At 57.3% G+C, this 25,349-nt stretch carries 18 protein-coding genes; 15 read left to right on the forward strand and 3 right to left on the reverse strand.

Features of this window, described 5'->3' with window-relative positions; genetic code table 11:
• Window positions 1-12: 12 nt before the first annotated feature.
• Together FPY71_RS17285 and FPY71_RS17290 are read right to left on the reverse strand one after the other, a co-directional pair.
• Window positions 13-318 carry a hypothetical protein gene (locus tag FPY71_RS17285; RefSeq protein ID WP_149301573.1) on the reverse strand — a complete coding sequence of 102 codons (306 nt, stop codon included), beginning with the start codon at window positions 316-318 and terminating at the stop codon, window positions 13-15.
• Window positions 319-390: 72 nt separating this feature from the next.
• Entirely contained in the window at window positions 391-819 is a 429-nt protein-coding gene (locus tag FPY71_RS17290; protein WP_149301574.1) for a hypothetical protein, read from the reverse strand.
• A gap of 166 nt (window positions 820-985) precedes the next feature.
• Here FPY71_RS17290 and FPY71_RS17295 point away from each other — a divergent pair, with 166 nt between their 5' ends.
• Window positions 986-1,333, forward strand: a complete 348-nt coding sequence (locus tag FPY71_RS17295; RefSeq protein WP_149301575.1) for an MliC family protein — start codon at window positions 986-988, stop codon at window positions 1,331-1,333.
• A gap of 5 nt (window positions 1,334-1,338) precedes the next feature.
• Here the strand turns inward: FPY71_RS17295 and puuE are convergent, their stop codons facing one another.
• The gene (gene puuE / locus FPY71_RS17300; protein WP_149301576.1) at window positions 1,339-2,766 is read right to left on the reverse strand and encodes an allantoinase PuuE; all 1,428 of its coding nucleotides are present in this window, start codon (window positions 2,764-2,766) and stop codon (window positions 1,339-1,341) included.
• Between the two features lie 131 nt (window positions 2,767-2,897).
• Here puuE and uraH point away from each other — a divergent pair, with 131 nt between their 5' ends.
• The 14 genes from uraH to FPY71_RS17370 all read left to right on the forward strand — a co-directional run.
• Window positions 2,898-3,269 carry a hydroxyisourate hydrolase gene (uraH, locus tag FPY71_RS17305; protein WP_149301577.1) on the forward strand — a complete coding sequence of 124 codons (372 nt, stop codon included), beginning with the start codon at window positions 2,898-2,900 and terminating at the stop codon, window positions 3,267-3,269.
• Window positions 3,270-3,272: 3 nt separating this feature from the next.
• Window positions 3,273-4,712: a xanthine dehydrogenase small subunit gene (xdhA, locus tag FPY71_RS17310; RefSeq protein WP_149301578.1), complete on the forward strand. Its 1,440-nt coding sequence runs from the start codon at window positions 3,273-3,275 to the stop codon at window positions 4,710-4,712.
• A complete protein-coding gene (xdhB, locus tag FPY71_RS17315; protein ID WP_149301613.1) occupies window positions 4,712-7,108 on the forward strand; it encodes a xanthine dehydrogenase molybdopterin binding subunit in 2,397 nt (798 codons plus the stop codon). The genes xdhA and xdhB overlap by 1 nt, the downstream gene beginning before the upstream one ends.
• Window positions 7,105-7,944: a xanthine dehydrogenase accessory protein XdhC gene (gene xdhC, locus FPY71_RS17320; RefSeq protein WP_149301579.1), complete on the forward strand. Its 840-nt coding sequence runs from the start codon at window positions 7,105-7,107 to the stop codon at window positions 7,942-7,944. Before xdhB ends, xdhC begins: the two co-directional genes overlap by 4 nt.
• A gap of 62 nt (window positions 7,945-8,006) precedes the next feature.
• Window positions 8,007-9,554, forward strand: a complete 1,548-nt coding sequence (locus FPY71_RS17325) for an ABC transporter ATP-binding protein (RefSeq protein ID WP_149301580.1) — start codon at window positions 8,007-8,009, stop codon at window positions 9,552-9,554.
• Window positions 9,544-10,662: an ABC transporter permease gene (locus FPY71_RS17330; RefSeq protein WP_149301581.1), complete on the forward strand. Its 1,119-nt coding sequence runs from the start codon at window positions 9,544-9,546 to the stop codon at window positions 10,660-10,662. The genes FPY71_RS17325 and FPY71_RS17330 overlap by 11 nt, the downstream gene beginning before the upstream one ends.
• Entirely contained in the window at window positions 10,659-11,585 is a 927-nt protein-coding gene (locus tag FPY71_RS17335) for an ABC transporter permease (RefSeq protein ID WP_149301582.1), read from the forward strand. Before FPY71_RS17330 ends, FPY71_RS17335 begins: the two co-directional genes overlap by 4 nt.
• Before the next feature lie 29 nt (window positions 11,586-11,614).
• On the forward strand, window positions 11,615-12,694 hold the full coding sequence (locus FPY71_RS17340) for a BMP family ABC transporter substrate-binding protein (RefSeq protein WP_149301583.1): 1,080 nt from the start codon (window positions 11,615-11,617) through the stop codon (window positions 12,692-12,694).
• 244 nt (window positions 12,695-12,938) lie between these two features.
• Complete coding sequence (locus FPY71_RS17345) at window positions 12,939-14,189, forward strand: urate hydroxylase PuuD (protein WP_149301584.1); 1,251 nt, start codon at window positions 12,939-12,941, stop codon at window positions 14,187-14,189.
• The gene (gene guaD / locus FPY71_RS17350; RefSeq protein WP_149301585.1) at window positions 14,186-15,571 is read left to right on the forward strand and encodes a guanine deaminase; all 1,386 of its coding nucleotides are present in this window, start codon (window positions 14,186-14,188) and stop codon (window positions 15,569-15,571) included. The genes FPY71_RS17345 and guaD overlap by 4 nt, the downstream gene beginning before the upstream one ends.
• Window positions 15,572-15,611: 40 nt before the next feature.
• The gene (locus tag FPY71_RS17355; RefSeq protein ID WP_246160690.1) at window positions 15,612-17,645 is read left to right on the forward strand and encodes an alpha-1,4-glucan--maltose-1-phosphate maltosyltransferase; all 2,034 of its coding nucleotides are present in this window, start codon (window positions 15,612-15,614) and stop codon (window positions 17,643-17,645) included.
• Window positions 17,646-17,703: 58 nt separating this feature from the next.
• Complete coding sequence (gene treS, locus FPY71_RS17360; protein ID WP_149301586.1) at window positions 17,704-21,018, forward strand: maltose alpha-D-glucosyltransferase; 3,315 nt, start codon at window positions 17,704-17,706, stop codon at window positions 21,016-21,018.
• Between the two features lie 24 nt (window positions 21,019-21,042).
• Entirely contained in the window at window positions 21,043-23,241 is a 2,199-nt protein-coding gene (gene glgB / locus FPY71_RS17365; RefSeq protein ID WP_246160700.1) for a 1,4-alpha-glucan branching protein GlgB, read from the forward strand.
• Window positions 23,242-23,326: 85 nt separating this feature from the next.
• Window positions 23,327-25,349 (forward strand): autotransporter outer membrane beta-barrel domain-containing protein (locus FPY71_RS17370; protein WP_483964277.1); only part of this gene is annotated, 2,023 nt, incomplete at its 3' end.

Below are 25,349 nucleotides of genomic sequence, written 5' to 3' on the forward strand. Positions count from 1 at the left end.
AACCGGTATGCTTTAGCTGCCGTCGGGCTTTGGCGTGGCGTTGGACATGGCATTCATCGCCGAGCGGATCGCGTCGAGCTGCACGCCGATGTGCAAACGTGGCATCGGATATAACTCACCGGGGTTGCCACCGATATATTCGGAGCCAGTGGAAAGATCGTCGATGACAAATACCCCCGAGCCTGGTGTGGCATTGGGGGCAGGCATGTTGTTGTCGCCAGGAGGTCCAATCGGGCTTGCGTCCTGCGCCATTACGGGCGCTGTCACCAGCAGAGCGAGGCCCATCATTATACCGGGCAGAAGCATGGGCAATTTCATCGTAACACCGCTCATCCAAGGGTTGTTTGATTGAGAATGCATTGCTTTTGTTTGAATGGGAAGCCCTGCATGTCAATCTACGATAATTGCACGCCCGGGAGTGCGACGCCCACCAAGCGAGGGGCGTGTTACATTGCTGCTGCCGATAGCGGCAGGGCCGGACCTTGCGAAATAACCGGAATTGACGCTGTTCAACGTTGAACGGCCCTGAGTTGCCCGCAATTCCATTGGGGTTCCGAGCCTTGGCCGCGGAATATTCTGGCGCAGATAACTGTCGTCATAGGCTCGGCCATAGGCGCGCTTTTCCGGCGTATCGCCATCAAGATTGGGCGACGAAATATCCACACCCCGATTGATTGACGGCGCGCCGTCAATGCGCATTCCGGCTGCCGACTGTGCAGGCGGTGCAATCGGGCCTGGTGCATAAATCTGGGCGATGGCCGGGCCGGACATAGCCAAAGGAGCTACCAGGGCCAGAATTGCAAAAACGCGGTTTGACATGGCGCTGGTTCCTTCTGGTTCCAGTCTGAAGTATTTCTCGTTGAAACGGAATCGTTCCAACGGCAGGGCAATGCGCTAAAGCGCAAAGACAGAGTTTTAGAGTTGATCGATGATCATCTCAGACTTTCCATATAGTATCACATCAGAGCAAATGCAGGGATAAGATATGCGAGCTTTTATGATTGGAATGGCCATTCTGGCTGGAACCGGCGCAGCGGCGGCTGCCACCACTCAATTGCCACTGCCAGGCGAAGTGGAAGAAATTCGCCAGACCTATCAGTGCAGCGACGATCAGGCTCGGGATGTGAGTTACTACAACTCTGAGGAAAACAGCCTCGCCGTGGTTCAGACCGGTGATTCACAGCGCATTTTCGTCAACGTCATTTCCGGTTCTGGCGCGCGTTATGCTTCCGGCCCATACATCTGGTGGGTTAAAGGCAATGATGCCGATCTTTATGACGAAATGGCAGACAAGGACGCCAAGCCAATTTCGTGCACCGGCGCGAAAGAGTAACGCAGTTACTCGGTCGCAAATATTGCATTGATGCGCAGCCGGGCAATTTTCTCCACCTGTGCACATGCCTGTGCAAACTCGACCTCGCGCGTGTTGCCAACCCGCTGGCGAAACGCCTCAAGAATGCTCTGTTTGTTCAAGCCACGCACGGCAATGATGAACGGGAAGCCGAACTTGTGCTGATACTGGCTGTTAAGCTCGGTGAATTCAGTCAGCTCTTCCGGCGTCAACTGGTCCAGACCGGCTGACGCCTGCTCGCTTCTGGAGTCTGCGGTCAAAACATTCGCCAGTGCCAGCCGCCCGGCCAGGTCAGGGTGGGCCTGCAATATGCCAAGCCGCTCGGCCTCGCTGGCCAGTCGAAACTGGATTGTCAGCCCGCTGGCAAGCCCCGTGGCCGTGTCATGGCTGTCCAGAAGGCCCTTGTCGTAGGCGCGCTCGGCAATAAAGGACGAGTGCTCAAACACGCCGCCAAACAGCGACAGAAAAACTGGGCGCTCCATGTGGCTGGGCATCAGACCGGGTTTGTAGGGAAAATGCGTTCGCCAATGATTGGCGATGTCGATACGCCTGGCCACCCACACTTTGTCATGCGTCAGCACATAGTCGATGAAGCGCGCCAATGATGCAGCGCGGCCAGGGCGACCAACGAGCCGGCAATGCAGACCGATGTTCAACATTTTTGGCGCGCCTGCCGCGCCCTCGGCGTAAAGCGTGTCAAAACTGTCTTTGAGATAGCTGAAAAACTGGTCGCCAGAGTTGAAGCCCTGCGCGGCGGCAAAGCGCATATCATTGGAATCCAGCGTATAGGGCAGCATCAGCAGCGGGCCGGAGCGCGTTTCCTGCCAGTAAGGCAGGTCGTCGGCATACACATCGGATGAATAGGCAAAGCCTTGTTCTGCGGTCAGTTCTATTGTGTGGGGTGAGGAACGGCCGGTATACCAGCCCTTTGGTGCCTCACCGGTAACGGCGGTGTGCAGGGCAATGGCGGCCAGCATGTCGGCGCGCTCCGCTTCCATTGTGAAATCGCGATAGTCGATCCATTTCAGCCCGTGCGATGCAATTTCCCAGCCTGCCTCCTGCATGGCTGCCACCTGTTCAGGAGATTTTTCCAGAGCCGTTGCAACGCCGTAAACTGTGACCGGCAGGTTGCGCGCTGTGAACATGCGCCATAAGCGCCAGAACCCGGCTCTTGCGCCATATTCATAAATCGATTCCATGTTCATGTGCCGCTGGCCCGGCCATGGTTGTGCCCCGACAATCTCTGACAGAAACGCCTCTGACGCCGCGTCACCGTGCAGAATGCTGTTTTCGCCCCCTTCTTCATAATTGATGACGAACTGCACACAGATTTTCGCCTGCCCGGGCCAACGGGGATCAGGCGTTGTGCGGCCATAGCCGCGCAGATCACGAGGGTAGCGAACGGATTTGGTCATCAATTCCTCTGCTGCGATATTTTGCCGGTCTGCGTCGGGTCTGGAATCATTGTAAACCACTCTGGACGAATGGTCGGAGACGTGTGCAGACTGCTCTATGTTATAAATGAAGACAACTGAAAGTGCGTTTCATGAATCAGGCAGATTCCGGGGCTGGCAGGTTAACAACTCACGTTCTGGACACTGCGCGGGGCGCACCCGCAGCAAATCTGGGAATATCTCTATTCCGGCTGGTAGAAGGGCGCCACGAGCTTGTAACGGAAGCCGTTACCAACAGCGATGGCCGGGTGGACAAGCCGCTTCTGGCCGGGGAAGATTTTGTCGCCGGTTTTTATGAGCTGGTGTTCGATGCGGGCGATTACCTGCGAAGGCAGAACGAGGATCTGCCGGAGCCATTGTTTCTGGATGAGATTGTTGTGCGGTTTGGCGTATCCGGCATGGGGCATTATCACGTGCCGCTGCTCTTGTCCCCCTATGGCTATTCCACCTACCGTGGGAGCTGATGCATGGCGCAGATCCGATTTTTACTTAATGGTCAGGAACGCACGATTGACGGCGCGGCGCCCACAACCACGGTTCTGAACTATCTGCGCTATCAGGAGCGGTTGACCGGCGCAAAGGAAGGCTGTGCCGAGGGAGATTGCGGCGCTTGCACGGTGCTTCTGTCCGAACCTGACGGCATGGGCGGTTTGCGCCGCAGGGCTGTTAACGCATGCATTCTGTTTGTGCCAGCATTGCATGGCCGTGCGGTGGAAACGGTGGAGGCGCTTGCACAGGACGGTGTGTTGAACCCGCTGCAAATGGCAATGGTGGACCACCATGCCAGCCAATGCGGTTTTTGCACGCCCGGCTTTGTCATGCAGTTGCAGGCCTCCTGGCTAAATGGCGCGCTCAGTGACCGGCAATCAGTGAAAGATGCGATTTCGGGCAATCTGTGCCGATGCACCGGTTATGGCCCGATTATCGACGCAGGGCTGGCGCTTGCCGAGGTTGAGCGTGCCGACAGCCGCGTTTCCGATGCCGCTTTGGCACAAAGGCTGGCCGACATTCGCGGCACGGGTACATTCACCTATGAAACCGCAGAAGGCGTCTGGCATTCGCCGGAAAATGTCGATGACCTTGCGGATCTATATGCCGCTGCGCCAGACGCGGTTCTGGTAGCGGGCGCCAGCGATGTTGGCCTTTGGGTTACCAAGCAGCATCGCGCCTTGCCCGTGCTGATTGATATTTCCCGCGTGGAAGATCTTCGCTTTGTTGAAGAGGGTGGCGGCTCTGTCTTTTTCGGGGCGGCGGTAACGCATGAAGAGGCGCGGCCGCGACTGGCCCTTATTCACCCGGCGCTGGATGAGTTGATGCGGCGATTTGCCGGCTCTCAGGTGCGCAATTGCGGCACAATCGGCGGCAATATTGCCAATGGTTCGCCAATTGGCGATTTGCCGCCCGCACTGATTGCGCTGGGTGCAACATTGCATCTTCGCTCTGGCGATGAGGCGCGCCAGCTTCTGCTGGAAGAGTTTTTCATCGACTATGGCAAGCAGGACCGTGCCCCCGGCGAGTTTGTGGCGGCAGTGGAAGTGCCGGAACTGGAGCTTGATGAGCGTTTTGCCTGTTACAAAATCTCCAAAAGAATGGACTCGGATATTTCGGCGGTTCTTGCGGCATTTCGCTTAAGACTGGATGGTGATGTCGTTTCGGATGTCACACTGGCTTTTGGCGGCATGGCGGGCACGCCGCGCCGCGCCAGAAATGCCGAGGCGGCGTTGATCGGCCGGGTTTTCGACAACGCGGCGGTTGCCGCCGCTCAGGCCGCATTGGCGGCAGACTTTCAACCGCTGAGTGATATGCGGGCAAGTGCGAATTACCGACTGACGGTTGCGGGCAACTGCTTGCAGCGGTTTCAGATGGAATTGGCGGGAGTACCGACCAGAATTGCCGAGGTGGCATGATGGATGAAACGCGGATTCAGGACAGAGGCGAGGCCGGCACCATCAGCCCCGATGCGCTGGATAAGCATGGACCTGCATTTCGGGCCAGTCTGGCGGGCGGCGTTGGCGCTGCCATTCCGCATGACAGCGCTCCGCTGCATGTCAGCGGGCTGGCGCGCTATGTTGACGATGAACCGGAACTGCCCGGAACCCTGCACATCTACCTTGCCATGTCGCAAAAGGCGCATGCGCTGGTGCAGGGCATGGAATTGAGTGCTGTTCGCGCAGCAAAAGGCGTGCATGCGGTCATGACAGCGGCCGATATTCCCGGTGAAAACGATTACTCGCCGGTGTTTGGCGATGATCCGATTTTCGCTGACGGGCGCGTCGACTATGTTGGCCAGCCCTTGTTTGCTGTTGTTGCCACAACACTTGCACAGGCGCGCGCGGCGGCCGGGCTGGCAGACATTGCCTATGAAGAACAGCCAGCGGCGATTGACCTTGAGGCGGCCTTGCAACTGGCAGATGCCATTGGCAAAGACCTGCTGCCGCCGCACACAATGCGGCTGGGGGATGCGACGGCAGAACTGGCGAAAGCGCCGCATCGGCTGCGTGGGCGGGTGGAAACCGGCGGTCAGGACCACTTCTATCTGGAAGGGCAGATTGCCTACGCTATCCCGCAGGACAATGGTGACATGCTGGTGCGCTCATCCACACAGCATCCATCCGAAGTGCAGCACAATGTTGCCCGCGCGCTTGGCATTGCCGAACACAGCGTCGTGGTGGAGGTGCGGCGCATGGGCGGCGGATTTGGCGGCAAGGAAAGCCAGCCCGCGCTTCTGGCAAGTGTTGCGGCCCTGGCGGCCAGCCTGACCGGTTGCCCGGTCAAATGCCGGCTGGACCGTGATGATGATATGGAAATGACCGGCAAACGCCATGAAATGCTGGCTGAATATGATGTCGGGCATGATGCTCAAGGGCGAATTCTGGCAACCGAGTTGCAGCATTTTGTTCGCTGCGGCTATTCCAGCGACCTGTCCGCAGCGATTGCGGACCGGGCCATGTTTCATGCTGACAATGCCTATCACCTGCCTGCAGCGCATATTCATTCGCGGCGTCTGAAAACCCACACGGTTTCCAACACCGCCTTTCGCGGCTTCGGCGGGCCGCAGGGCATGGTGGCCATCGAACGGGCGATGGACAGGATCGGCCATAATCTGGGCATTGATCCGCTGGATGTTCGCAAGCGCAATTTTTACCCGGAAGATGGGTCGGGCATAACGCCCTATCACATGCCGGTCACCGATAGTGTTATCGGCGAAATTGTCGAGGAACTCGAACTCTCGTCTGACTATCGGGCGCGGCGAGAGGCGGTTCAGACCTTCAATCAGCAGAATGTCGTGCTGAAGAAAGGGCTGGCCCTGACGCCGGTCAAGTTTGGCATTTCCTTCACCACCAGCCACCTCAATCAGGCGGGGGCGCTGGTGCATGTGTACAAGGATGGCTCGGTGCTGCTGAACCATGGCGGCACGGAAATGGGGCAGGGCCTGTTCACCAAAGTTGCGCAGGTGGTGGCGGAAGAGTTTCAGATTGATGTGGACCGCGTCAGAATTACTGCCACCAGCACCGGCAAAGTTCCGAACACCTCTGCCACGGCTGCCTCGTCCGGGTCTGACCTCAACGGAATGGCCGCACAGGCCGCAGCGCGCATTATCAAGCAGCGGCTGGTGGACTATGCCGTGTCGCGATACGGCGTTACCACAGAGGACGTGGCGTTTTTGCCCGGGCGGGTGCAGATCGGGTCAACGGCGGTCAGTTTCAATGATCTGATTGCAGAGGCCTACCTGGCGCGGGTTTCACTGTCTTCCACCGGTTTTTACGCAACGCCGGACATTCACTATGACCGGGCGGCTGCATCCGGCACGCCCTTTTATTATTTTGCTTATGGCGCAGCGTGTTCAGAGGTGGTGATTGACACGCTGACCGGTGAAAATCGCCTGCTGCGGGCCGATATTCTGCACGATGTCGGGCGATCTCTGAACCCGGCCCTGGACCTTGGCCAGATTGAAGGCGGGTTCGTTCAGGGCATGGGCTGGCTGACCATGGAAGAATTGTGGTGGGACGCGAAAGGGCGGCTGCGCACACATGCTCCCTCCACCTATAAAATTCCGACGGCCAATGACCGGCCGGATGATTTGCGGCTGCGCCTTTGGGAAAAGGGCCGTAACCGCGCTGCCACCATTCACCGCTCCAAGGCGGTGGGTGAGCCGCCATTCATGCTGGCGCTATCGGTGTTTTCTGCGCTGGCGGATGCCGTGCTGGCGGCAGGTGGCTACAAGAACTTTCCGGAACTGGACGCTCCTGCCACACCGGAGCGGATTTTGCGGGCGGTGCAGGCTGTGCGAGGTGCAGCATGAAACTGTCTGTTGCGCTGGCGGATTGTTTGCGGGCGGGGCAGGCGGCAATTCTTGTTACCGTTGAGGATGCGCAAGGCTCTACCCCGCGCGACCGCGGCACCAACATGCTGGTGTTGGCGACAAGTGCCAAAGGCACAATTGGCGGGGGCGCTCTGGAAATGGAAGCCATTCTGGAAGCGCGCCGGCTTCTGACATGTGGTGAAAGTCGTTCACAGCGGGATATCGCACTTGGCCCGGCCATTGGCCAATGCTGCGGCGGGCGGGTGGTTCTGTCATTCTGCCGGGCCGATGCGGCTGTTCTGGAAGCCCTGAGCGCTGCGGAAGAAGAGTTGGAACAGGACTTCGCACCGGTTTTCATATTTGGTGCGGGCCACACGGGACATGCATTGGCGGCGGCATTGGCGGCACTGCCATTCAAAACAACGGTTGTGGATACCCGCCCCGCTTTGCTGGAAGGTCTGCCTGCCAATGTGTTAGGGGTTGCCTCGGCCCTGCCAGAGGTTGAGGTCAGAAATGCACCCCCTGCAACATCATTTGTGGTTGTGACGCACGATCATGCACTGGACTTTCATATTGCCGCTGCGGCGCTGGCCCGGCCTGACAGCCCTTATGTCGGCATGATCGGCTCTGCCACAAAGCGCGAGCGGTTTCGCCGCTATCTGCGCGATATGAATGCAGAAGCGGGATTTGAAAGGCTGATATTGCCAATCGGCGGGGCAAAATTGCGTGACAAACGGCCAGAGGTCATCGCTGCATTAACCGCAGCAGAACTTTTGGTTGAAGTGATCGGAACACATGGTGAAAAGCGGATGCACAGGCTTTGCACATGCCCATAGACGATGCAATAATCCACCATCCAGTGGTTGGCAAACTGGTCGAATCAGACAATGGGAGCGCAATGCCACCACGGCTCGAACTCACGGATATCACCAAAGCCTATCCCGGTGTTATCGCCAACAGCGACGTGTCCTTCGCCGTGCAGCCGGGGGAAATTCACGCGCTTCTGGGTGAAAATGGCGCGGGAAAATCCACGCTGGTCAAGATCATCTATGGCGTACAGCGTGCAGATTCCGGGCAGGTGGCGTTTGACGGCCAGATTGTGGAAATTGCATCACCCCGCCAGGCCCGTGCGCTTGGCATCGGCATGGTTTTCCAGCACTTCTGCCTGTTTGAAGCCATGACAGTGCTTGAAAACATTGCGCTTGGCATGGATGAGCCTCCCCCCCGCCGCGAGCTTGAGGCGCGCATTCGGCAGGTCATGCAGGCCTATGGCCTGACGCTGGACCCGCACCGCGATGTGTACACTTTGTCGGTGGGTGAGCGTCAGCGTATTGAAATTGTGCGCGCCTTGCTGGGCAAGCCGAAACTGCTGATTATGGACGAGCCGACATCGGTTCTGACACCGCAGGAGGTGGAGGGGCTGTTCAAGACCCTGCGGCAGTTGCGCGATGAGGGCTGCTCGATCCTGTACATTTCGCACAAGCTGGATGAAATCCGGGAATTGTGCTCCTCCGCCACCATTTTGCGCGGCGGGCGCGTTGTTGCCACATGTGATCCGCGTCAGGAAACGGCGCGCTCCATGGCGGAAATGATGATTGGCGCAAGTTTGAAAGATCTGTCCGGGCGCGGCAACACCATTTTCGGGCCGGAACGGCTGATGGTGAATGATTTTTCGCTGCCTGCCAAAAGCATGTTCAGCACCGCGTTGAAGGGCGTGACCTTTTCCGTGCGAACAGGCGAGGTTTTTGGCATTGCCGGCGTGGCGGGCAATGGTCAGAACGAGTTGGTATCGGCATTGTCCGGCGAGGATATGGTTGGTCAATCCGGCTCGATTCTGCTGGACGGCAAGGATATTTCCGCGGCTGGCGTTTCTGCGCGGCGGCAGAATGGGCTGGCCAGCGTGCCGGAAGAGCGCAACGGCCATGCGGCTGTGCCGGGCATGACCCTGGCGGAAAACACCATTCTTTCGGCCCGCTCGCGCCGCTCGCTGGTGTCCGGCGGCATTTTGCGCATCAAGGCAGCGGCTGCTTATGCGGGGGATGTGATCAAGGGTTTCTCTGTGCGCGCCACCGGGCCGCAGGCCGCGGCGGGCAGCCTGTCAGGCGGCAATCTGCAAAAATACATTATGGGCCGGGAAATCATGCAGGAGCCGGCAGTTCTGGTGGTTTCGCAACCGACATGGGGCGTGGATGCCGGAGCCGCCGGTTTCATTCGGCAGTCTATGCTGGATCTGGTCGGCCGTGGGGGTTCGGTCGTTGTTATCAGTCAGGATCTCGACGAATTGCTGGAAATTTCCGACCGAATTGCCGTCATCAACAATGGCCGGTTGTCAGCGGCGCGGCCTGTGGCAGATGTGTCGATTGACGAAATTGGGCTTTTGATGGGCGGTGTGCATGGTGACGGTCCGCATGAAACGCATGTTCAGGACGGTGCCGATGCTGCCTAGATTCGAGCCGAGGCTCGCGCCTTCCCGTCTCATGCTGTTTCTGTCGCCAGCTCTGGCCGTCGTTGCAACCCTGCTTGCCGGTGCGGCGCTGTTTTCCCTGCTCGGTTATGATGGGCTGGGCGCTGTGCGTGAAATCTTTTTCAAGCCTTTGCTCAATCCCCATCGCTGGCAGGATCTCCTGGTCAAGGCCGCACCTCTGGCGCTGATCGCCGTTGGCTTGTCCATTGGCTTTCGCGCCAATATCTGGAACATCGGAGCCGAGGGGCAGTATATTCTGGGCGGCCTTGCCGGCACCGGTGTTGCACTTCTGACCATGGACGCGGATGGTTTCTGGATATTGCCCGCGATGATTGTTGCAGGTGTGGCGGGTGGCATGGCCTATGCCGCCATACCGGCATTTTTGCGTGTTCGGCTGGGGGTGAATGAAATTCTCAGCAGTCTGATGCTGAATTATACGGCAATCCAGCTTCTGTATTATCTGATGCGTGGTCCGTGGAAAGACCCTATGGGCTTCAATTTTCCGCAGACAGCCATGTTCACGGCAGCGCAAACCTTGCCAACCATTATACCGGGCACGCTGATCCATCTTGGAATTCCGTTGGCCCTGGCTGCCGCGCTCACCGTCTGGTTCATCATGGCGCGCACGCTGACCGGGTTCGAAATTCGCGTGGTTGGCCTGGCTCCGCAGGCTGCGAAATATGGCGGTTTCCGCGAAAAGCGCATCATATGGTTCTGCCTTCTGGCGGGGGGCGGCTTTGCCGGTCTGGCAGGAATTTTCGAAGCTTCCGGTCCGTTTGGCCAGATGGTGCCCTCCTTTCCTACCGGCTATGGTTTTACAGCCATTATCGTGGCGTTTCTTGGCCGTCTGCACCCGCTTGGCATTGTGGCTGCGGCGCTGGTTCTTGCGCTCACCTATGTTGGCGGAGAAAGTGCGCAGACCACCATTGGCCTGCCCTCTGCCGCCATTGGCGTTTTTCAGGCCATGCTGCTGTTTTTCCTGCTGGCATCCGACATTTTCATTCGCTACCGGCTGGCATGGGGCGACAAACGCTCGCATTTGCCCATAAACGCTGCGGCTGACGCCGCGCAGAAGGGGGCGGGCGCATGACACCGGAATTCGCGGTTACGCTCATCGTTGCCATTGTGGCATCGGCGACGCCCATTCTGATAGCCGCCCTGGGTGAGCTGGTGGTGGAAAAGTCCGGCGTTTTGAATCTCGGCGTTGAAGGCATGATGCTGATTGGCGCGGTTACCGCCTTTATCGTTGCCGTGACCACCGGAGTACCTGCGCTGGGTGCGGTGGCGGCAATGGTCGCCGCTGCGGCTGCCTCTTTGATCTTCGGCTATCTGACCCTGACACTGACCGCCAATCAGGTGGCAACGGGGTTGGCATTGACCATATTCGGCACCGGTGTTTCCGCACTTGTGGGTGCCGATTATGTCGGAATGACCATTCCAGCCTTCGGCAGCGTGTTTCCGGATGCGCTGGCCAATGATCCGATCTGGCGGGTGTTGTTCGGCTATTCGCCTCTGGTCTACGCCTCGCTGGCGCTGACCTTCGGCATTGGCTGGTTCTTGAAATACAGCCGCGCCGGTCTGGTTCTGCGCGCTGTGGGAGAGTCGGACACATCCGCCCACTCCATCGGCTATCCGGTGCTGAAAGTGCGCTATTTCGCCGTGCTGTTTGGCGGGGCCATGGCCGGGCTTGGCGGTTCGTATTTTTCGCTGGTGCTTACACCCATGTGGGCCGAAAGGCTGACATCAGGCCGCGGCTGGATTGCCATTGCGCTGGTGGTGTTCGCTGCATGGCAACCCAACCGGCTGTTGCTGGGCGCCTACCTGTTCGGCGCTGTCATCACTCTGGAATTGCAGGCAAAAGCTGCCGGTTGGTCTGGCCTTGCGCCAGAGTTTCTGACCAGCCTGCCCTATATTGCAACAATTCTTGTTCTTGCCCTCATCTCGGCGCGAAAAACCAGCGCCAAGAATGCCGCGCCAGCTTGCCTTGGCAAGCCGTTTCGCGCCACTGCCTGATACCTTATGTGACCAAAGGAGCTTCTGCCATGTTCGCCACCAGCCGCCGCCGCCTGATGCAGGGCGCAGCCGCATTATTGTCGCTAACCATTGCCGTTCCGGCATTTGCACAGGATTCAGATCCTGTGCGCGCTGCATTTGTCTATGTCGGCCCGGTGGGCGATTTTGGTTATTCATTTGCCCATGATCAGGGCCGCAAATACCTTGAAGAAAAGCTGGGCGACAAGGTCCAGACGACGTTTGTTGAAAATGTTGCTGAAGGGCCGGATGCCGAGCGCGTCATTCGCCAGCTCGCGCAGGATGGCAACGACATTATTTTTGCCACCTCATTTGGCTTCATGAACCCGACACTCAAGGTTGCCAAGCAGTTCCCGGACGTCAAGTTCGAGCATGCAACCGGCTACCAGACTGCTGAAAACATGGCAGCCTACAACGCCAAATTCTATGAAGGCCGGGCCGTGCTCGGCACAATTGCCGCCATGATGTCCAAGACAGGCAAGGCCGGCTATGTTGCATCCTTCCCGATTCCGGAAGTTGTGATGGGCATCAACGCTTTCACTCTGGCTGCGCGCAAGGTGAACCCGGAGTTTGAAACACAGGTTGTGTGGGTCAATTCCTGGTACGATCCGGCAAAGGAATCTCAGGCAGCCAGCGCGCTGTTTGATCAGGGTGCAGACGTCATTACCCAGCACACAGATTCACCCGGGCCGTTGCAGGAAGCCGAAAAGCGTGGCGGCATTGCCTTTGGCCAGGCATGGGACATGCAGAGCTTTGCACCAAATGCACATATGACGGCCATTGTTGACCTGTGGGGACCCTATTACGTGCAGCGGGTGCAGGCAGTTATGGATGGCACCTGGGAAACCGGAAATGTCTGGCTTGGCATGAAAGAGGGTGAAGTGGTGATGGCACCATTCAACCCCAAAATGCCGGAAGACGTGAAGGAAGCTGCGCAGAAGATCGTCGATGGCACGGTTGATGGCAGCTACCATGTGTTCACCGGCCCGATCAATGATCAGTCCGGAGCAGAAAAAATTCCGGCTGGTACGGTTGTTCCGGACGCTGATCTTCTGAAAATGGACTGGTACGTCGAAGGCGTACGCAACTAGAGCATTTCTCGTTGAAACGAGTTTGTTTCAACGGCAAGACACGATGACAAAACAAAGGCTTGGAGCGTTGCACGTGGTCGAATGATCACCTGAAACGCTCCAGGGCAGACTGATTGCCGGAGCGGGTTTTACCCGCTCTGGTGCCAAAGCGCCGGGGCGCGCCGTCTCCTGAACGGATCCCGGACTGCAAAACTGAAAATCCACCGGGTCCGCGACAAGGGGGCGGTGCCCCGAGGCTTGGCTGATGTGGGTCTATGTTTCAGAATGGCTGTCCTTTGCCGTGCGCTGGTTGCACGTCATCACCGCAATGGCCTGGATAGGCTCATCCTTTTATTTCATTGCTCTGGATCTTGGGCTGCGCAAACCACGCACAGTCGCACCCGTGGGGGTCGGCGGCGAGGCCTGGCAGGTCCACGGTGGCGGCTTTTACCACATTCAAAAATACATGGTTGCGCCGGAGCATATGCCGGAAGAGCTGACATGGTTCAAATGGGAAAGCTATGCGACCTGGCTGTCCGGCTTTGCCCTTTTGTTTCTGGTTTATTACCTCGGCGCCGAACTGTATCTGATTGATCCTTCACGGGCAGATCTTCCCGTGTGGGGGGCAACCCTGATCGGCATTTCCGGGCTGGTGCTCGGCTGGCTGGTTTATGATGCCATCTGCAAATCGCCGCTTGCGCACAATGACTCTGTGCTGCTCGGCTTTTTGTTCGTCTATGTCGTTGCGGCCAGCTTCATTTTCTCGCAGCTCTTTTCCGGGCGCGGCGCCATGTTGCATACGGGTGCAATGATCGCGACCATCATGTCGGCCAATGTGGCACTGCTGATCATTCCCAATCAGAAAATCGTTGTGGCTGACCTCAAGGCAGGGCGTATTCCAGATCCTGCTCTGGGCAAAGCTGCAAAACAGCGTTCACTGCACAACAATTACCTGACCCTGCCGGTCGTTTTCCTGATGCTGTCCAACCACTATCCGCTGGCCTTTGCAACGGAGTTCAACTGGGTCATTGCAGGGCTGGTTCTGCTGCTTGGTGCGGTCATCCGGCATTTCTTCAACACCATGCATCAGACGCATCGTAAACTCTGGTGGTGCTGGGCTGTCGCGGGTGCACTGTTTGCCGCCATCATCACATTGTCCGGCGCGCCGGGCTGGCAATCGGGCAGCGCAGCCGTGGCGGCAGAGGATGCGCGGCTGCGGGGTGATCCGGCACTGGCGCTGGCAACATCACGATATTATTCGGAAGCAGAAATGATTGTGCAGTCACGCTGTTCGATGTGCCATGCGCGCCAGCCACTGTGGCCCGGCATTGGCCATGCGCCAAGGCTGATTTATCTGGAAACACAGGAAGACATTCTGCTCAATGCCTCGCTGATTGATCGGCAGGCAGTGCGCAGCCATGCCATGCCTCCGGGCAATATAACCGGGCTGGAGCCGGAAGAGCGCATCACTCTTGCGCGCTGGATCCGTTCGGGAGACGGGATTTATCGACCATGAAGAATGAGCTGGGTAACGAGGAGCAGATCCTGCGGGGCCGGGTCCTGAGTTTCGATGGCAACCCGGCCGTCGATGCCGCCAATATCCGATATTTTGAGGACGGGCTGATCCACCTGAAAGACGGTCTGGTTGTGGCGGTGGGGGAAGCGTCAACGCTACTGCCTGCCATTTCGCAAGGCTTGCGGGTTACAGACCATCGCCCGCATCTGATCATGGCAGGTTTTGTGGATCCGCATCTGCACATGCCGCAAACGCAGGTCATCGGATCTTATGGCACCGAGCTTATGGAATGGCTGTCCCGGTACACTTTCCCGGAGGAAAGCCGCTATGCCGACAAGACAGTGTGTGACACGGCGGCAGGCTTTCTTCTGGACCAGCTTGCAGCCAATGGCACAACGACAGCCGCTGCTTACTGCACGTCGCACCCGCAATCGGCCGAAAGCCTGTTTGAAGAATCAGGGAAGCGGGGCCTGCGCATGGTGGCGGGCAAGGTCATGATGGACCGCAATGCCCCGGCCGGTCTTCTGGATACGCCGCAACGGGCTTATGATGAGTCCAAGGCGCTGATTCAGCGGTTCAACGGCCTTGATCGGCTGACCTATGCCATCACGCCGCGCTTTGCACCCACATCAACCGAAGCGCAGCTTGAGGTTGCCGGCGTACTAGCGCGCGAACATCCGGATCTGCCCATCCAGACGCATCTGTCGGAAAGTCTGGCCGAGATTGATTTCGTCAAAGATCTGTTCGGCTGGAGCCGTGATTATCTGGATGTTTATGAACGTTATGGGCTGGTTCGGCGCGGCGCTTTGTTTGGCCATTGCATTCACCTGACTATGCGAGAGCGCGAGACACTGGCGCAATTGCAGGGAAGCGCCATTTTCTGCCCGACGTCCAACCTGTTTCTGGGCTCGGGCCTTTTCGATCGCGCGGGGTTGCAGGCAAGCGGCGTCATAACCGGCATCGCCACCGATATTGGCGGCGGCACATCATACTCCATGCTGGTTACGGCGGCTGAAGGCTATAAGGTGCTGGCGCTGCGCGGCGAAAGAATGACGGCGTTTGAAGCCTTTTACTGGATGAGCGCGGGAAACGCCTATGCCATGGCGCTGGACGAGCGCATCGGGCGCATTGCACCCGGTTATGAGGCCGATCTGGTCGTGCTGGACCTGGCTGCGACACCGGCTATGCGCCACCGTATGGAGCGCGCGGAAAGCCTTGCCGATCAGCTTTTTGCGCTGTTGATCATGGGGGATGACAGGGCAGTGGTGGCCACCTATGCCATGGGTCGGAAAATATATGATCGAAAGGGAACGGCCACTTTGCCGCCACGTCACGAAGCACCAATAACGGCCGTTTCGGCAGGTTGGCAGTCCCAGCAATAAAGGCATTTTGCGGGTTTTACGCATTTGCGAAAATTTCACTATGGATAGCGCGGAAACCTGCGCTACCTTTGGCAAGATGAAAAAATCCTTGTCGTCTGCCACACGTGAAAAGCTATTGGCGCTCGCCGCCAATCGCATTGCTATAGAAGCGGTTGCGCCACAGGTTGATGGCGGACGCTTTGCCGTCAAACGAGTCGTCGGTGAGCCGCTGATGGTGTCTGCCGATATATTCGGCGACGGGCACGAGGTCATAGGTGCCGCACTGCTGGTGTGCCCGCCGGGCAGCTCGGTCTGGCAGGAAGTGCCCATGCGCTTTGTTGCCAATGACCGGTGGGAAGCCGAGCTGGATTGCAACAGCGAAGGTCTGTGGCACTACACAATCATTGGCTGGCGAGACGCGTTTGGCACATGGCTGCACGATACGCGCAAAAAGAAGCAGGCTGGTCTGAATATCACTCTGGAGCTTGAAGAAGCGCGCATCCTGCTGGATCGGGCACTCAAGTCCGGCCGCGGCACGCGCGATGATGCGCGGGCGTTGAAGGATCTTTTGAAACAATATGGCAAGCTGTTGAAAAGCGGCGATGCCGGAGAACAATTTTCAGTTCTGGACAGCTTCAACACACAGGCATTGCTGGAAGAAACTGGCCCGCGCGACGAGCTGACCGTTTCACATGAGTTGCCGCTGTGGGTGGATCGCAAGCGTGCGGCTTTTTCCGCCTGGTATGAATTGATGCCACGCTCGCAAAGCGGCGATGTCAACCGGCACGGTACGTTTGATGATGTGATTGCGCGTCTGCCGGATGTTCAGGAAATGGGCTTCGATGTTTTGTACATGCCGCCCATCCACCCGATCGGCAAGGCGCATCGCAAAGGGCGCAACAATGCGCTGACTGCCACCGCGGATGACCCCGGCTCACCCTATGCCATCGGCTCGGACGAGGGTGGGCATGATGCAATCCACCCGGAGCTTGGCAGTTTTGATGATTTTGCCCGGTTGATCGCGGCCGCGCGTCAACATGGCATGGACGTCGCCCTGGATTTTGCCATTCAGTGCTCTCCGGATCACCCGTGGATCAGGCAGCACCCGGAATGGTTTGACTGGCGGCCGGATGGCACCATCAAATATGCGGAAAACCCGCCAAAAAAGTACCAGGATATCGTCAATGTCGATTTCTACCGCGAGGGCGCTTTGCCGTCGCTGTGGATTGAACTGCGTGATGTCGTGCTGTTCTGGTTGGAAAAGGGTGTGCGCATTTTCCGGGTGGACAATCCACACACCAAGCCTTTCCCCTTTTGGGAATGGTTGATTGCCGAGGTGCGGCAGGTCGATCCCGGCGTGATTTTTCTGGCAGAGGCCTTTACGCGTCCCAAACTGATGAAGCGTCTGGCAAAGGTGGGCTTTAACCAGTCTTATTCCTACTTCACCTGGCGCGATGAAAAATGGGAACTGGAAGCCTATCTGACGGAGCTGACGCAGGAAGAATGCGTTGACTATATGCGGCCGAATTTTTTCGTGAACACGCCCGATATCAATCCGTTCTACCTGCAGACGAGCGGCAGGCCAGGCTTTCGCATTCGGCTTGCTTTAGCGGCAACTCTGGCTGGTAATTACGGCATCTATTCTGGTTTTGAACTGTGTGAATACGAGCCAGTGCCGGGCCGTGAGGAATATCTGAACTCGGAAAAATACGAGATACGGGCATTTGACTGGTTCCAAGCCGGAAATATTCGTCCGGACATTCGCTTTTTCAATGAGTTGCGGCAGACGCATGAAAGCTCGTGGGATTTCCCAAACCTGAAATTCTATCACTTCGGCAATGACAATATTCTCTATTATGGGCGCATGGCCCCGGACAAATCGTCGATGCTGCTGTTCATGGTTCTGCTGGACCCGCATGCGGCGCAGGGCGGGCAGTACGAGTTGCCATTATGGGAATTCGGTCTGGCAGATGACGCAATGCTGAACGCCACAAATCTGGTGACGGGGCAGAAGCTGCAATTGCAGGGCAAGCAGCAGCATTGGTGGATCAATCCTGACGAATGCCCCTATGTCGTGCTGAATGTATTTGCGTAAAATCAGGGAACTGATCCTTCTCCCTGCGGTTTTGCAAACGTAACGGGAATGATGGCAGATGAATGAAAATGTAACGGTTTTTCCTGCAGTGGACAGTGCTGCGCCAGATCGTGAAGCACGTGACTGGTACAAGGATGCCATTATCTACCAGCTGCATGTCAAAACCTTTGCGGATTCGAACGCGGATGGTATCGGCGACTTTCAGGGGCTGATCTCGCGGCTGGATTATATCAAGGAACTGGGTGTCACCTGCATCTGGCTTATGCCTTTCTATCCCTCGCCGCTGCGCGATGACGGATATGACATTGCCGATTACCGCTCCATCAATCCCAGCTATGGAACGATGGAAGATTTTGAACTGCTGGTGGAAGAGGCGCACAAGCGTGGCCTGCGGATCATTACTGAGCTGGTGATCAACCACACATCCGATCAGCATCCGTGGTTTCAGGCAGCGCGCAACGCTCCTAAAGGCAGCCCCGAACGGGACTTTTACGTCTGGGCAGATGACGATGAGGGTTATGATCTGACTCGCATCATATTCCTGGACACGGAGACGTCCAACTGGACCTATGATTCCGTGGCCGGTCAATATTTCTGGCACCGGTTTTATTCCCATCAGCCCGATCTGAATTTTGACAATCCGCGCGTGCTTGAAGAGGTGCTTTCTGTCATGCGCTTCTGGCTGGACAAGGGGGTGGACGGCTTGCGGCTGGACGCGATCCCTTACCTGGTTGAGCGCGAGGGAACCAACAATGAAAATCTGCCTGAGACGCATGTCGTGCTGAAGCAGATTCGCGCTGAGCTGGACCGGATTTACCCCGACCGAATGTTGCTGGCAGAAGCCAACCAGTGGCCGGAAGATACAAGGCCATATTTTGGCGATGGCGACGAATGCCACATGGCGTTTCACTTTCCGCTGATGCCACGCATGTACATGGCCGTGGCGCAGGAAGACCGCCATCCGATCACGGATATTCTGCGGCAAACTCCCGATATTCCGGACAATTGCCAGTGGGCCATATTCTTGCGCAACCATGACGAGCTGACGTTGGAAATGGTCACTGCCGAGGAGCGGGATTACCTCTGGTCCACCTATGCCTCTGACAAGCGGGCGCGGATCAATCTTGGCATTCGCCGGCGTCTCGCACCGCTGATGGGCAATGATCGCCGCAAGGTGGAATTGCTCAACGCGCTGTTGATGTCGATGCCTGGAACGCCCGTGCTCTACTACGGCGATGAAATCGGCATGGGTGACAATTACTATCTTGGCGACAGAGATGGTGTGCGCACACCGATGCAATGGTCGGCGGATCGCAATGGCGGTTTCAGCCGGGCAGATCCGCAAAGACTGTATCTGCCGCTCATCCAGGATCCTCTTTACGGCTTTCAGGCGGTCAACGTTGAGGCACAATCAACGAACCCTGCCAGCCCGCTGGCGTGGATGCGGCGCCTGATCCAGGTGCGAGCCACGCGAGAGGCCTTCGGCCGGGGCGACATGACGTTCCTCTATCCCGGCAACCGGAAAATTCTGGCCTATCTGCGGGAATTCAATGGCGATCGCGTGCTGTGCGTTGCCAATCTTTCCAGTCAGGCACAGGCGGTAGAGCTGGATCTGTCCGCCCATGCGGGCCGGGTGCCGGTGGAAATGCTGGGCCTGTCAACCTTCCCGCAAATTGGCAATACGCCTTACGTTCTGTCGCTGCCAGCCTATGGTTTTTACTGGTTTACGCTGGGCGAGCCGGAAACGATGCGCAACAGCGAGGGCGATGTCACCTCTGCGCCGGAATTCAACACGCTGGTCATCACCGGCGATATGAAAGATACGATTCCCGGCCGCAACAGACGGGAAATCGAAGCTGTTCTACCCGCGTTTATCAGCCGGCAAAGATGGTATGCCGGCAAAGATGATGCTCCGGCAAAAGTGCGCTACGACATTATTGGCGCCCAGCAGCCCGATAGCCGCACCCATATTTTGGGTGAAGCCGTGGTCACCACCCGATCTGGTGCCGAGCAGAAATATTTTCTGCCGCTTGCCGCCAAATGGGGTGAGGAGCATCTGGTGCAGGATGCTACGACCTTGCCCTATACGCTGGCTAAAATCCGCCAGGGTGCACAAATGGGCGCAGTGGTGGATGCGGCGCGAGATGCGGAATTCTGTCGCTACATGACCGGTCTGCTGGCCGGTGGAACCACCCTGAAACAAGGGCAGTTCAGCCTGCACATTGAAGCGTCTGCCGTGAAGAAGGAAGAATTGGCACAAGCCGTCGCCGTACCAGCGGAAGATATTGTGCCCCTGGCAGGTGAGCAGTCCAATTCGTCAGTTTCAATTGGCGATCGGGCTATGTTGAAGCTTTACCGGCAATTGCGCAATGGCATTCAGCCGGAGCTGGAGGTCACCCGTTTTCTGACTGAGAAAACGGCGTTCACAGGTGCACCTGCTTTGCTGGCCAGTGCCGAGTTGCAACGCCCGGATGGCGAGAGTTCCGCCATCGCCGCTTTGTTCGAGCGGGTGGAAAATCAGGGAGACGCCTGGGCGCGGGTGACAGAAGCCCTCGCGCGGCATCTGCGCGACAATGCCTATGGCGAAAGTCTGGCTGAAGAAGCCGATGAAGCCGATGCAATGTTTGTTCTGCAGTTTGATCCCGGTGAAACAATTGGCCGGCGAACGGGCGAAATGCATGTGGCGCTGGCCACGGTAACTGGTGACCCTGCCTTTGACCCTGAAGCGTTGGACAGCAACTGGCTGCAAGGCGCGGTGGATGGTGCTGAAGCTGAGGCGCAGCAGGCGCTGGCGCAACTGGCGCAGTTTGCTGAGGTTGACGAGGCATGCCGTGAGGATGTCGATCGCCTTCTGGCTGCGCGCAACCGGATTGGCGACTGGTTTTCCAATTGCCGGTCGGCCAAACTTTCCGGCACCCGCACCAGAATTCACGGTGATTACCATCTGGGGCAGATTCTGGTGGCACGCAATGATGTTGTCATACTGGATTTTGAAGGCGAGCCAGGGCGGTCACTGGAAGAGCGGCGGGCAAAAACCTCGCCACTGCGTGACGTTGCGGGAATGCTGCGCTCTTATGATTATGCCGCTTTTGCCGCACGTGACAGGGCTGGTCCGGCGGATGAGGCAACTGTTGCGCGCATTCGCGATATCGCCGAAGGCTGGCGCGATCAGGTCAGCACCGGATTTCTGACCGCCTGGAGCACCGCCAGCGGCATTGATGCAGAAGCACCGGGAAATCAACAGTTGCTGGATCTGTTTTTGCTGCAAAAAGCATTCTACGAGTTGCGTTATGAACTGTCTTCACGGCCCGCATGGCTTTCGATTCCTCTGCGCGGCATAGTTTCGCTTCTGGCCAGGCGCCAGGTCATCTGAATGGCAAAGGCAGGCAGTATTTTGATCGAAAAAACTTCGAGCATCTCGCATCGGCTGGATGAAGCGCAGGCCGATGCACTGGCGGCCGGTCAGCACGACAATCCATTTTCCATTCTCGGTGCTCATGCGGCTCAAGGCGGCACAGTGTTTCGGGTGTTCCGCCCGGGAGCAGAGCGTGCCAGCGTCATCGACCGCGAGGGAGAGGTGGTGGCCGAGCTTTCGCCGCAGGGCGAAGCCGGGCTTTTCACCGGTGCGATCGCCGGGCCGCTGCAGGTCTATCAATTCCGATTTGCACATGGCCCGATAACCTGGGAGGAAGAGGATCCTTATCGGTTCGGCTCGCTTCTTTCCGATCTGGATGCCTATTTGATGGCCGAAGGCCGCCATTACCGCCTGTATGAAAAACTGGGTGCGCATCCCGGTGAAATTGATGGGGTGCAAGGCACAAGTTTTGCCGTCTGGGCCCCTTCGGCCCGCCGTGTCTCTGTGGTTGGCAATTTCAATTCGTGGGATGGCCGCCGCCATGTCATGCGGCGACGGCATGAAACCGGCGTGTTTGAGATTTTTATTCCGGGCATTGGCCGCGGTGAGACCTACAAATACGAAATTATCGGTCCACAGGGCGAGATGCTGCCGCTGAAGGCCGACCCTATGGGCTTTTTGCAGGAAACGGCACCTTCTACCGCGTCGGTGGTTTCCGGGCTTGTCGAGCATGACTGGCAGGATCAGGCGTTCCGCGCAAAGGATCGCGACTGGCAGGCGCGCGACAAGCCGGTGTCCATTTATGAGGTGCATCCCGGCTCCTGGCGGCGGGGAGATGGCAACGCCATTCTGGACTATGACGGGCTGGCGGCGGAACTGGTGCCCTATGTTCAGGAAATGGGTTTCACGCATGTGGAATTCATGCCGGTATCGGAACATCCATTCTATGGCTCATGGGGCTATCAGCCAATCGGTCTCTATGCCCCAACCTCCCGATACGGCTCCCCAGAGGGCTTCGCCCGATTGGTCGATGCGTTGCACGCGGCTGGTATCGGCGTACTTCTGGACTGGGTACCGGGGCACTTCCCAAGCGATGTGCACGGGCTTGGGCAGTTTGATGGTACGGCGCTTTACGAACATGCCGACCCGCGAAAGGGCTTCCACAAGGATTGGAACACGCTGATCTACAATTATGGGCGTGTGGAGGTGAAAAACTTCCTGGTTGCCAACGGGCTCTATTGGCTTGATCGTTTCCATATAGACGGACTGCGTGTCGATGCCGTGGCGTCCATGCTGTATCTGGACTACTCACGAAATTACGGAGAATGGGAGCCGAACATTCACGGGGGGCGTGAAAACCTGGAAGCAATTGCGTTTTTGCAGGAAACCAACGAGCGGGTGGGGGAATATTACCCGGCTGCATCGACCCAGGCGGAAGAATCCACCGCGTTTCCCGACGTGTCGCGCCCCACTTATGCCGGTGGTCTTGGGTTTCATTTCAAATGGAACATGGGCTGGATGCATGACACGCTGGACTTCATGGAGAAAGATCCGATCCATCGGCGCTATCACATGCACCAGATGACGTTTGGCATGGTCTATGCTTATTCGGAGAATTTTATTCTGCCGCTCAGCCATGACGAGGTGGTGTATGGCAAAGGCTCGTTGCTGAACAAAATGCCCGGTGATCATTGGCAGAAATTTGCCAATCTCCGCGCCTATTTCGGCTTCATGTGGGCGCATCCGGGCAAAAAGCTCCTGTTCATGGGTGGCGAGTTTGGCCAGTCTGCGGAATGGAACCACGATCAATCACTGGACTGGCACCTGCTGCAACATCATGAACATGCCGGGGTTCAGCAGTTGGTGAAGGATTTGAACGCGTTGTATCGCCAGGTTCCTGCGTTGTATGAGCTGGATTGCGACCCTGCCGGATTTGAGTGGGTGGACACCACCGACACGGACAACAGCATTCTGTCGTTCATCCGTAAGGACAAGAATGGCGGGCCGGTGCTGGTGGTTTGTAATTTTACGCCAAATGTTCATTACAATTACCAGGTTGGCGTGCCGCGTGGTGGGTTCTGGAACGAGCGGATGAACACGGACGCGCATATGTATGGCGGTAGCAATGCTGGAAATTCAGGCGGCAGGCGTGCGGAAGAAGTGAGTGCGAATGGTCGTCCATTTTCGCTCAGTCTGACAATTCCGCCACTTTCAACAGTGATCCTGGTCCCAGAGAGCTGACAAACTCGCCTTAATTAATACATATTGTATCATATAGATTAATTGTGTAACGCTCCGGTTTCATTTCAAACTGGAGATTGCCATTTTGCGCCCTTCGCTTCGTATGCTTTCGCGTCAACTTGCGCTCGGAACAGTCAGTTTCGCAGCACTGGTTTCGGCCACTCAGGCCTTTGCAAACGGCGGCGCACACTGGACGGGGGCTGTTGATCATGACTGGGTCAACATCGATAACTGGGAACCCTATGCTCCGGTTGAGGATGGTCGTGTTTTCATCGACGGTGCCAACTCTGTGGTGGTCTATGGATCTGCGTTGGCGGACACCTATTCCTATTTGAACATTCTCAGCAGTTCGACACTGACGATCAATGGCGATCTCACAGTGACGGACGACACCGAGATCGGATCCCAGTCGGAACTCCTTGCCCACAATACGCTGATTGTTGATGGATCCCGCGCTCTGTTCCACTCCGGCAGTGCACTGCGCACTTTTGGCGGCAAGCTGTCTCTCAGTGTCATCAATGGTGCCTCGCTGACCGTTGGATCATTTCTCAGCAACCCGGACATTCAAGACCACACGCCGAGTGTAGAGGTGTTGATTGGTGAGGGATCAAATGTCAGTGCAACTGACACCACTATCGACAATGGCAGTTTTGAGATGGAGGCCGGTTCAACCCTGGAATCCGTCAGCTTGACCGTGGGCTTTACCGGAGAGGCTACGGCAACAATCGCCGGAAATGCTACTTTGACAGAGCTGATTATCGGCAGGATCAAGCAGGGCGAAATGCGCATTCAGGACGGTGGCACGGTTTCGGCGCAACTGGTCAGCATCGGCGAAACCCTGGAATCGGCAGACAGCAAGCTGGAAGTCACGGGCACAGGCTCAAGTCTCACGGTCAGCGATAGACTGCAGGTGGCCGGTCCGGACGCCGCATTCGGAACTTTGAATGTCCTGACGGGCGCTTCCGTCCAAACTTCAATTCTCACCATTGCCGAAGGGTTGGAGGCCGATGTCAGTGACAGCATTCAGGGTCTGGGAAATGTTCTGGTGGCCAGCGATGCATCACTGTCTGTTAGTGATACCGCCTATATCGGAACGGATGGCAAGGGCACACTGACTGTCAGCTTCGGCGGTCTTTTTTCGGCACCCAAAATCGTCATGGCGCAACAGGTTGACGGCGTTGCAAGGCTGTATCTTGGCAATGATGCAAAACAGGGACCGACGGCCGTCGCAAAGTTCGACGTAGACGTTATTGAGATGGGCAGCGGTAACAGTACCATCGTCTTCAATGTTCTGACCGCTTCAGAGCCTTTCGCATTCGCCACCGAACTGGTCGGCGAAGGTCTGGTCCAGATCGTCAATGGCGCAGTCAGTTTTACCGGTGACAGCCTCAATTTTAATGGTCGCATCGAGGTGTCTGGCGGAAGCCTGCTTGCGAATTCCATTCTGAGTGGAGCGGTTGCGGTTTCTGACAATGGTGTGCTCGGCGGAAGTGGTACAGTCGGGGCCGTCACTTTCGCTTCCGGCGGCATTCTGTCGCCGGGCAATTCCATTGGTACACTGACAATCAATGGCGATCTGACATTGTCCAATGACACCATCTATCAATATGAAATCGGCAGCGATCTTTCCTCCGACAAAGTGGTTGTCCTGGGTAATGCAACGCTCGGCGGTGCAGCGCTCAGGGTCATCGCGCTTGATCCGACCACGAGCTACCTGAATGGTCAGCGCTACACAGTTTTTGAAGCTGAATCGATAACTGGTAGCCTGAATCCGCAACTGGCCAATGACAGCGCATTCCTGACCTCAACAGTCGAATATTCAGCCACCGATGCCACTCTGGTTCTGGCGGTGAAGACCGACCCGCAGGATCCGACGGACCCGCACCCGGTTTTCCCGAAGGTTGCAGGAACGGAGAATGAGCGTCGCACAGCCAGTGCGCTGGACCAGCTTGACCAGACACCGGGTTCGGCCAGCCTGGCCCTGTACAATGCGGTGCTGATGCTGAATGCCGATCAGGCGGTGCATGCCTTCAACCAGCTTTCGGGTGAGGGACAGGCTTCGGTTCGCACCGCCTTGCTGGAAGGCGGCAGTCAGGTGCGTGCACAGC

Source organism: Aureimonas fodinaquatilis (assembly GCF_008369445.1).
Lineage (GTDB): Bacteria > Pseudomonadota > Alphaproteobacteria > Rhizobiales > Rhizobiaceae > Aureimonas > Aureimonas fodinaquatilis.

What these genes read in the sequence shown, in the direction of transcription:
- FPY71_RS17285 (WP_149301573.1), bottom strand. Translation starts at nt 318, where the DNA reads ATGAAATTGCCCATGCTTCTGCCCGGTATAATGATGGGCCTCGCTCTG.
- FPY71_RS17290 (WP_149301574.1), bottom strand. Translation starts at nt 819, where the DNA reads ATGTCAAACCGCGTTTTTGCAATTCTGGCCCTGGTAGCTCCTTTGGCT.
- FPY71_RS17295 (WP_149301575.1), top strand. Translation starts at nt 986, where the DNA reads ATGCGAGCTTTTATGATTGGAATGGCCATTCTGGCTGGAACCGGCGCA.
- puuE (WP_149301576.1), bottom strand. Translation starts at nt 2,766, where the DNA reads ATGACCAAATCCGTTCGCTACCCTCGTGATCTGCGCGGCTATGGCCGC.
- uraH (WP_149301577.1), top strand. Translation starts at nt 2,898, where the DNA reads ATGAATCAGGCAGATTCCGGGGCTGGCAGGTTAACAACTCACGTTCTG.
- xdhA (WP_149301578.1), top strand. Translation starts at nt 3,273, where the DNA reads ATGGCGCAGATCCGATTTTTACTTAATGGTCAGGAACGCACGATTGAC.
- xdhB (WP_149301613.1), top strand. Translation starts at nt 4,712, where the DNA reads ATGGATGAAACGCGGATTCAGGACAGAGGCGAGGCCGGCACCATCAGC.
- xdhC (WP_149301579.1), top strand. Translation starts at nt 7,105, where the DNA reads ATGAAACTGTCTGTTGCGCTGGCGGATTGTTTGCGGGCGGGGCAGGCG.
- FPY71_RS17325 (WP_149301580.1), top strand. Translation starts at nt 8,007, where the DNA reads ATGCCACCACGGCTCGAACTCACGGATATCACCAAAGCCTATCCCGGT.
- FPY71_RS17330 (WP_149301581.1), top strand. Translation starts at nt 9,544, where the DNA reads ATGCTGCCTAGATTCGAGCCGAGGCTCGCGCCTTCCCGTCTCATGCTG.
- FPY71_RS17335 (WP_149301582.1), top strand. Translation starts at nt 10,659, where the DNA reads ATGACACCGGAATTCGCGGTTACGCTCATCGTTGCCATTGTGGCATCG.
- FPY71_RS17340 (WP_149301583.1), top strand. Translation starts at nt 11,615, where the DNA reads ATGTTCGCCACCAGCCGCCGCCGCCTGATGCAGGGCGCAGCCGCATTA.
- FPY71_RS17345 (WP_149301584.1), top strand. Translation starts at nt 12,939, where the DNA reads ATGTGGGTCTATGTTTCAGAATGGCTGTCCTTTGCCGTGCGCTGGTTG.
- guaD (WP_149301585.1), top strand. Translation starts at nt 14,186, where the DNA reads ATGAAGAATGAGCTGGGTAACGAGGAGCAGATCCTGCGGGGCCGGGTC.
- FPY71_RS17355 (WP_246160690.1), top strand. Translation starts at nt 15,612, where the DNA reads ATGGATAGCGCGGAAACCTGCGCTACCTTTGGCAAGATGAAAAAATCC.
- treS (WP_149301586.1), top strand. Translation starts at nt 17,704, where the DNA reads ATGAATGAAAATGTAACGGTTTTTCCTGCAGTGGACAGTGCTGCGCCA.